7 protein-coding genes and 1 pseudogene are annotated in these 7623 nt (G+C 40.6%); 2 read left to right on the forward strand and 6 right to left on the reverse strand.

Annotated elements, in window-relative coordinates; genetic code table 11:
* Positions 1-37: 37 nt before the first annotated feature.
* Positions 38-1225 (reverse strand): lipopolysaccharide assembly protein LapB, encoded by a 1188-nt coding sequence (locus tag IQ242_RS11495; RefSeq protein ID WP_193960065.1) that lies wholly within the window; start codon positions 1223-1225, stop codon positions 38-40.
* A 37-nt stretch (positions 1226-1262) separates the two neighbouring features.
* Here IQ242_RS11495 and IQ242_RS11500 point away from each other — a divergent pair, with 37 nt between their 5' ends.
* Positions 1263-2438 (forward strand): esterase-like activity of phytase family protein, encoded by a 1176-nt coding sequence (locus tag IQ242_RS11500; protein ID WP_193960066.1) that lies wholly within the window; start codon positions 1263-1265, stop codon positions 2436-2438.
* Between the two features lie 111 nt (positions 2439-2549).
* Here IQ242_RS11500 and IQ242_RS11505 read toward each other — a convergent pair whose 3' ends face one another.
* From IQ242_RS11505 to IQ242_RS11520, 4 genes are all read right to left on the reverse strand, one after another.
* Complete coding sequence (locus tag IQ242_RS11505) at positions 2550-3101, reverse strand: NYN domain-containing protein (RefSeq protein ID WP_002764933.1); 552 nt, start codon at positions 3099-3101, stop codon at positions 2550-2552.
* A gap of 69 nt (positions 3102-3170) precedes the next feature.
* Positions 3171-4457, reverse strand: a complete 1287-nt coding sequence (locus tag IQ242_RS11510; protein WP_193960067.1) for an RNA-guided endonuclease TnpB family protein — start codon at positions 4455-4457, stop codon at positions 3171-3173.
* Positions 4458-4950: 493 nt separating this feature from the next.
* Positions 4951-5775: a sulfurtransferase gene (locus IQ242_RS11515; RefSeq protein WP_193960068.1), complete on the reverse strand. Its 825-nt coding sequence runs from the start codon at positions 5773-5775 to the stop codon at positions 4951-4953.
* A complete protein-coding gene (locus IQ242_RS11520) occupies positions 5744-6187 on the reverse strand; it encodes an anti-sigma regulatory factor (RefSeq protein WP_193960069.1) in 444 nt (147 codons plus the stop codon). Before IQ242_RS11520 ends, IQ242_RS11515 begins: the two co-directional genes overlap by 32 nt.
* A 172-nt stretch (positions 6188-6359) precedes the next feature.
* On the opposite strand from IQ242_RS11520, the gene IQ242_RS11525 reads away from it, so the two are divergent.
* Positions 6360-7496, forward strand: a complete 1137-nt coding sequence (locus tag IQ242_RS11525) for a PP2C family protein-serine/threonine phosphatase (protein WP_193960070.1) — start codon at positions 6360-6362, stop codon at positions 7494-7496.
* Here IQ242_RS11525 and IQ242_RS11530 read toward each other — a convergent pair.
* A pseudogene (locus IQ242_RS11530) lies at positions 7497-7623 on the reverse strand (anti-sigma factor antagonist); the annotation flags it as partial.

Consider the following 7623-nt stretch of genomic DNA (forward strand, 5'->3'; position numbering starts at 1 on the left):
TCCCTGTCCATTAGTTAACTATTCAAAGACTTAAAGATCACTGTTCAGGATTATTTATCGCTTGATTAACTTGGGTGATTTGGGTTTGAAAATATTGTTCACGATAACGGATAGCTTGGGCTAATTCCGCACCTTTTTGGAAAGCGAGTAAAGCTTGGGGATAATTTTTTCTCTCTAGATAAATTTGACCGATTTGATCGTAGGTGTTCATTAAACCGTAGTAATTATAACCCAATTCATGGACTTTAATTAATTCTTGATAGATTTGTAAAGCATAATCCACCTGTTGATAACTTTTATAAAGTTCGGCCAACTTATTTAAAGCTTCTCCTGCGGTGCCGTACTGTTGTAAAGCCAAAGCGAGAGAATAGGCTTCTTGAAAGTTTTGGCTGGCTTTATTTGCATCTTTTAAAGCTTGATAATCTAAACCAATTTGAATTTTTAGATCGGGAATTAACTGTATTTGCTGATTTCTGATCTGGGTTTCAGCTATTTCTTCTTTAATTTTTACTGCGTTAGCTGGCTGCAAAGATTCTCGATAAATTTCTGCTAGTCTTTGCAGATAAATTCCTTGAGTTAAAGAATTATTCTGCGCCTTAGAAATAGTTAACAATTCCTCATAAACTGGGGCGGCTTTTTGATAATCAAAACGGGATAAATGAATTTGACCAAGTTGATTTAAAGTTGCTTCTACTGCTGTGTTATCTCCAGATTTTCTGGCATTGGCCAGGATTTTATCATAGATGATTATCGCCTCATTAAAAGCTCGTACCTGTTGATAGGATGTACCTAATAATGTTAATAGTTCCTCGTCCATTGTCTGGTTAGTTTCTGCGGTTTGTTGCAGAGATTTTAAACGAGCAGTAATTAATTTAACATCCTCGGTTCGATCTCGATTCCAAGCGGCTAACCCCACTTTTCCCAAAGATTTTACTTCTTCTTTTGCTCCTAAATAACGATTTAATTTAATCACTTCATACCAGATGGTAAAAGCTTCCTCATTTAATCCCGCATCGTATTTAGCTTGAGCTTCAGCATCGCGTTGATCGATGTATAATAACAGTTGACGACGCTCTAAGGGAGTTAAAGGGCGATCAATTGCGGGTAATAAAGGACTTTTTAGGGGAGTTTCGAGGGGATTGGGTACAGGGGTTTCTGTTTGTGCTAGGAGAGGAAGGGAAGTACCGATCAAACAGAGCCATAAACTGAGAGAAAAACGTAGCATAATAGATTGATAGGAGCGTAGTAGAGGATGATATTTTGTGATCGATCGATTCTATAAGAGACTGACTGCCGAAAATTTGCGTTTCCCAATTTTGGGTTTAATTGCTAGTTTAATTGTAACCTTGAGTCTGGCTGCCTGTGGTGTCTCCCCACAAGTTTTGGCAGAACAACGAATGTTTCTACCCCTCTCGGTCGAGTTTTTGGGAGAATATCAATTACCACAAGCGGATTATCAAGGGACAAGGGTGGGGGGATTATCGGCAATTACCTATGATCGCGCCAATAACCGCTTTTATCTCCTCAGTGATGATCGTTCTCAGAAAGCTCCAGCCCGCTTTTATCGGGCTAGTTTGCAGATAAATGATGAAAAAATCAAAAAAGTGAATTTAGAGGCGGTCACGTTCCTAAAAGATGGCAAGGGAGAAACTTTTAAAAAGGGATTGATCGACCCGGAAGGTATCGCTTTTTCGCCCCGACAAACTTTGTTTATTTCCAGTGAAGGTGCGGTTAAACAGGGAATTGCTCCTTTTATTGCTGAATTTGATTTGCAGGGACAATTAAAGGAGTCTTTGTTAATTCCTAATCGCTTTTTACCGGATGATAGCAATCAAAAAGGAATACAGGATAATTTAGGGTTTGAATCCTTAACTTTAGGGATTACCAGCACTCTCAAAGACGATCCTTTTCGTTTGTTTACTGCCACAGAAAGTGCTTTAATTCAAGATAGTCCCACGGGAAAAAGGGAAGAAAATCTCAGAGTGCGACTTCTTCATTATGTGATTGATCCGATTGGTGCGCCTGTGTTAGTATCGGAACAATTGTATGTGTTAGATGGGCCACCTAGTGGTGCGAGATACTACGGTTTAACGGAATTATTAGCTTTAGAAAAAGAGGGTTATTTTCTCAGTTTAGAGCGAACTTTTGGTTTAGAAGGTTTTGGAGCGAAACTATTTCAGGTAGTTAATGGGAGCGCCACTGATACCTCGAAAATCGCCAGGATACCGGGGGAATTAGAAGCTTTACAGGTGCAACCCTTGCGGAAAAAATTATTACTAGATTTAGGGACTTTAGGGATTGATTTAGATAATTTGGAAGCAATGACCCTCGGTCCAAGATTAGCTGATGGTAGTCGCTCTTTGATTTTGGTCAGTGATGATAATTTTAATCCGAATCAGGTCAATCAGTTTTTACTATTTCGACTCAAGGAAAAATAAACAAGAGATGGTTAATTGCCTCACCTATCCCCTTCTGGGAGAAGGATTGGGGTGAGGACTACCAATAAAGAAAAATGGGATAAATAGCCGGTTTAAAGACAAAACGGCCGATTAATAATCACTTTTTTCGATATCTTTGCGAATATCATTCAGGTCAATATAGCGATCGGTGGCATTTCGCAATTCCCTAGCGATCATCCCTTCCGTAGAAACTACGGTAATATGAGTATTTTTAGAGCGCAATAGTTCGATCGCTCGTTCAAAATCGCCATCACCGCTAAATAAAATCACTCGATCGTATTGATCGACGGTATTAAACATATCGACGACAATTTCGATATCTAAATTAGCTTTCTGGGAAAAACGACCGGAACTATCATCATAATATTCTTTCAAAATTTTTGTTCTCACTGTATAACCCAAACTAATTAAAGCATCGCGAAAACCTCTTTGATCTTGGGAATCTTTTAAACCCGTGTACCAAAAGGCATTAATTAACATAATATTCGGGTCGTTGGTGAAGTAATTTAACACCTTGCGCGGGTCAAAAAACCAACCATTTTTTTGTTGAGCATAAAACATATTATTGCCATCCACAAAAATCGAAAGGCGATCCTTCGGACGGCCGCCACCATTACAATGACAAAGACCGGCTTCTGTCATACAAAATACATACCTAATTTTTTATAGAGTTTAACTATAAAATTACCTTTTATTGACATACTCCCACCGTCAAGCTACGCTGTGACGGGGGATTCTTTCCACATCGCTGTTAGAAATTCCTTGTTCAACGAGACAGCTTAGATTCTCAATGTCTCCATTAAAAACCCAGAGGTCGGACTCTCCCAAGGCGTTTGGGTCGGTTTCTGTTTGCCCAACAGTACCGTTGAGATAATTTCCCAAATATTTCAACCCTTTTTTAAGAATGTTGATGGCTGCATTATGATCCCTATCTAAGACTGTTTTACAGTTAGGACATTTATGAGTTCTAGTGCTTAATGTTTTTTGCACTCTCGTCCCACAAACTGAACAATCTTGAGACGTAAAATGGGGCGGCACAGCAACACAAACAATCCGATAAATCTTGGCAAAATAATTCAACCATTCGGTGAATTGATACCAAGAAGCATCAGAAATCGACTTAGATAGCTTATGGTTTTTGACTAAGTTTCTTACCTTTAAAGCTTTATAGACTACCAGATCATTAGACTGGACTAACGCCAAAGCGTCTTTAATCGCTTTGTCTTTACGTTGTCTTGACACTTTAAGATGAAGCCTAGCTACTTTTATCCGTTGCTTGTGATAGTTTTTAGACTGTTTCTTTCCTTGACGAAATCGTTTTGATAATCTCATTTGTGCTTTTTTAAGTCGTTTTTCTGACTTGCTTAAATAACGTGGATTCTCTACAGTATTACCTTGAGCATCGGTATAAAACTCTTTTAACCCTAGGTCAATTCCTGTTATTTGTCCCGTTGGTTTATGGTATTCTTGCCGTTCTACGTCAATTAAAAACTGGCAATAATAACCGTCAGCACGTCTAACAACTCTTACCCGTTTAATCTGTTGCTCTGAATAATAAACTAATGTCTTTTGACTACACCATAAATCAAATTCTCCTGCTTTAAAGCCATCAGTAAATCTGATTTTACGTCGATCATCAGATAGTTTGTAGCCTGTTAGTTTATACTCAACCGAACGACTATGCTTTTTAAACCGAGGAAAACCCTTTTTGACCGGTATCTTGGCATGACAATTCTGGTAAAACCGATTAATTGATTGCCAGGCTCTATCAGCAGCCGATTGGCGAGCTTGAGAGTTTAATTTATTAACCCAAGGGGTCTCTTTATTGTTAGCTAGTACCGCACAAAGTTTTTGGAGATCATTGCGGGTTGTCCCTTGATTGTCCATCCAATAACGAACACAAGAGTTACGCACAAACTGAGAAGTTCTAATAGCTTCATTAAGCTGGTGATATTGCTCTGGTGTTCCGTTTTTTAACTTTGCTTCTACGACTAGCATCTAACAATCCTTGACCTTTGGCTAAGTTAATTATAACACAGTTTACCCACAGATGGTAGAATTAAACCGATGCTCCGTTGCTAATATTCTGGTCGGATTTCATCCCCCGCAAAGGTGAGTATCTTGTCGAAAAATGTAGCGGGGGCATTCATCCGACATTTTAGGTAATTTTACGGGGGAAAACGTCTATTCTTTGGGGAATAGCGGTGATTTGAGAGCAAAAGGATAGCAACTAAAATAAAAATTAGCTTTTTTGTCTAAGTAGGGAGGCACAATTATTTGTAGGATGGGTTAGCGGTAGCGTAACATAATCGGGCGTTGGGTTTCATGCTTCAACCCAACCTACGTTCATCTTATATTTAATTCCACCCACCCACTGAGGAGACAAATTAGATAATAGTTTCGGAATAATTAAAAGTGATAATAGGGGGATTGTACAGTAATTAGGTCATTTCGATAATCTTTCTCGATAGATGGGTATCAACAAGGCTGGTTAGATCAGGTAGGAACACCAATCACTCCAACCTCCAGAATATAGCTTAACATTGTCGTATCCGACTAGGGTCAGGGAAAAGATATTAACACAGGCTGTCACTCCCGAACCACAGTAGAGGATAATTTCTCGATCGCCTTGCCGCTCTTGCCAACGTTGTGTTTGCTGGGCCAGGGGTTGACAAAAACCCTGACTATCGGTGACTTCCAACCAGGGATAATTAAGCGCCCCCTCGATGTGACCGGCGATCGGATCGATCGGTTCCCTTTCACCCCGATAGCGATCGCTTTCCCTGGCATCAATTAACACCACTCCCCCTTGCTCTTTTTGCCTTTTCACCTCCTCAATCGTCACTACCCAATCCTGTTGAACTTGGGGGAGAAAAGCGCCGGTTTTCGGCACAGGTATCTGATTAGAGACGGGATAACCGGCATTTAACCAATTTTGCCAACCACCATCGAGAATGCTGACTCGTTCATGGCCGAGATAACGTAATAACCACCAGAGACGACTGGCAAAGGCAAAACGGGAGGCATCGTAGGCGATGACATGGGTTTGACCGGAAATCACCCCTAAAGAGCTTAATTTAGCGGCTATTGTCTGCGGATTCGGTAAAGGATGACGGCCGCCATGACGGGCAACGGGAGCCGATAAATCGCGATCTAGGTGTAAATAGAAGGCATTTTCAATATGATTGGCTAAATACTCTTGATAACCGAGATCGGGATCGTTTAACTGAAAACGACAGTCAATAACCATCAGATCGGGGCGATCGAGATTAGTCACTAACCAACTAGGAGAAACTAGGGGTGCGATCGGATTCATGGCGGGAAAATTGTTTAATAATTAATAGACAGTTGCGCTGATCTTCGTTGCGAGTATAACTGAGTTGATCGGCGATTTTTCGGAGGATCGGCAGTCCTTGCCCATGACCAGAGAAACTATAGTCATGATAGGCGTTTTTCTCGATAAAGTCCTCTAAATCGAAGACGGAACCCCGATCCCAGATGCGAATTTCCATCTGGTGAGGGGTAATCTCAATCTCGATCTCGATCGGAATTTCGGGGGGTAGGTGTCGGTGAGCGTGACGGACAGCATTGGTAAAACCTTCGGCAAGAGCAAGCTGACACTGGAGCCAGTCTTTTTGGGGAATGCCCACTGGTTCAAGTTGCTCAAAATATTTTAAAACGGTATCTAAGGACCTGAGATCGCTATCTACCTGAAAAGAAATCTTCACCCCCGGTTTACCTCTGCAATGCCTTACGCTAGAAGTTATACCATTTTTCCCAAACTATGAATGATGTGTTAGCTCGATTCTGGATTTAATCCCATCTTGAGGGACAAGCAAAGTCATCCGTCAGGGGGTCGGGGGTAAGCAGTAAGATTGAGATAGTCGAGTTACAAAAAAGATGGTACGAATTCTAGTAATTGATGATGATGGAGTAATTCAAACGTTTCTGAGACGAGCTTTGGAGAAGGAATACGAGGTTTTTGTTGCCAGTGATGGGGAAGAAGGATTAAAGCAAGCGGGGCAACTAAAACCGGCGATGATTATTTGTGATTGGATGATGCCGGGGATCGATGGGTTGGAAGTTTGCCGGCAAATTAAGCTCAATCCCCAACTGTCAACGACTTTTTTTATCCTTTTAACTTCTTTGGGATCGGTGGAGGATCGGGTGAAGGGATTGGATGCGGGGGCCGATGATTTTTTGTGTAAACCGATCGAGATTAATGAGTTAAGAGCGCGCGTGCGTGCGGGAATACGTTTGCATCAATTAAGTCATGATCTGCAAGCGCAAAAACAATTACTAGAAATGGAGTTAGCGGAGGCGGCGGACTATGTGCGATCGCTGTTACCAGAACCTTTCATTTCTCCAAAACTTGCTATCGATTTTCGCTTCCTTCCTTCTCGTCGATTGGGGGGCGATGGTTTTGATTATTATTGGTTAGATAATGACCATTTGATGTTATATCTTTTAGATGTGGCGGGCCATGGTTTACGAGCGGCTTTACCTTCCCTTTCGGTGATTCATCTTCTCCGTTCCCGTGGTTTAAGTCAGGTGAATTACTATCAACCTAATCAGGTTTTACAAGGGTTAAATCAAGTTTATCAAATCAGTCCTAAGAATGATAAATATTTTACTATTTGGTACGGTATTTATGATCGGAAACAACAACAGTTAACCTATGCCAGCGCCGGTCATCCCCCAGCAGTTCTCCTGACTCAAAAACCTTTTGGCCAGATGATTGAAACCAGACTGAAAGCCCCTGGTTTTCCCATCGGGATGTTTCCAGAAGCGGAATATATTAATCAGGTTAAATGCCTGAATTTACCCAGTAGCCTTTATCTTTTTAGTGATGGAATTTACGAGATTGATTGTGCTGATGGGAGAATGTGGGGACTAGAAAACTTTATTCAATCTTTACGAAATTATCATTGTAATTACGCCAAAAATCTCGATAATTTTATTGAAAAAATTCAAGCTTTACAATTTGATGGCAATTTTAAGGATGATCTTTCGATTATGAAGGTGGATTTTCGCTGATTAACTTCCGAGGATTTTTTGTTCTAATTCTTCTCGGTTATTAAAAATTTCAAAAACTCGATCCATATCGGTCAATTCAAATAACATTTTTATTTGCTCGTTAATCGAGCAGATCAATAGTTTACCC

It is taken from the genome of Microcystis sp. LEGE 08355, assembly GCF_015207185.1.
GTDB lineage: Bacteria > Cyanobacteriota > Cyanobacteriia > Cyanobacteriales > Microcystaceae > Microcystis > Microcystis panniformis.

Excerpts from the sequence above, each read along its gene's own strand:
- IQ242_RS11495 (WP_193960065.1), bottom strand. The coding sequence starts at position 1,225 with ATGCTACGTTTTTCTCTCAGTTTATGGCTCTGTTTGATCGGTACTTCC.
- IQ242_RS11505 (WP_002764933.1), bottom strand. The coding sequence starts at position 3,101 with ATGACAGAAGCCGGTCTTTGTCATTGTAATGGTGGCGGCCGTCCGAAG.
- IQ242_RS11525 (WP_193960070.1), top strand. The coding sequence starts at position 6,360 with ATGGTACGAATTCTAGTAATTGATGATGATGGAGTAATTCAAACGTTT.
- IQ242_RS11515 (WP_193960068.1), bottom strand. The coding sequence starts at position 5,775 with ATGAATCCGATCGCACCCCTAGTTTCTCCTAGTTGGTTAGTGACTAAT.
- IQ242_RS11510 (WP_193960067.1), bottom strand. The coding sequence starts at position 4,457 with ATGCTAGTCGTAGAAGCAAAGTTAAAAAACGGAACACCAGAGCAATAT.